Source organism: Paucibacter sp. PLA-PC-4 (genome assembly GCF_026241155.1).
In the GTDB taxonomy this organism is placed as follows: Bacteria; Pseudomonadota; Gammaproteobacteria; order Burkholderiales; family Burkholderiaceae_C; genus Roseateles_E.
In genome coordinates, this window is sequence record NZ_JAPFGP010000079.1 from 1 (window position 1) to 581 (window position 581).

1 protein-coding gene is annotated in these 581 nt (G+C 64.7%); it reads right to left on the minus strand.

All coding sequences use genetic code 11. From position 1 onward, the window contains the following. Positions 1–581 (minus strand): branched-chain amino acid ABC transporter permease (locus OOZ63_RS29000; protein WP_266009345.1); only part of this gene is annotated, 581 nt, incomplete at both ends.

Sequence of the window (581 nt, forward strand, 5' to 3'; positions counted from 1 at the left end):
GTGGCCGAGATGATGAAGTCCGGCTTCACCCCCATCAGCCCCGCCACCCGCGGGTTCTCCGCGGTGGCCCGCATCGCGCGGCCCAGCTTGGTGTGATTGACCAGCCACAGCAGCGCCGCCAGGATCATCACCGTGCTCCCCAGAATCAGGCACTGCGTCACCGTGATCACCGGCCCGCCCAGGTCAAACGGCGTCGTCGGCAGCAGCAGCGGGAACGGCTTGGGGTTGGGCTTCCAGATGATCATCGCCAGCGTCTGCAGCAGCAAGCTCACCCCCATCGCCGTGATCAGCGGCGCCAGGCGCGGCGCATTGCGCAGCGGCCGGTACGCAATCTTCTCGATCACGAAGTTCAAGCTCGTGCACACGATCACCGCGCAGATCAGCGCCACCAGCATCAGCGCCCACCCCGGCAGGCCGCTGTCGACCAAAAAGGTCACCACCGTCCAGCTCACCAGCGCCCCCACCATCAACACCTCGCCGTGCGCGAAATTGATCAGGTTGATGATCCCGTACACCATCGTGTAGCCCAAGGCCACCAGCGCATACATGCTTCCGAGCACCAGCCCGTTGATGATTTGCTG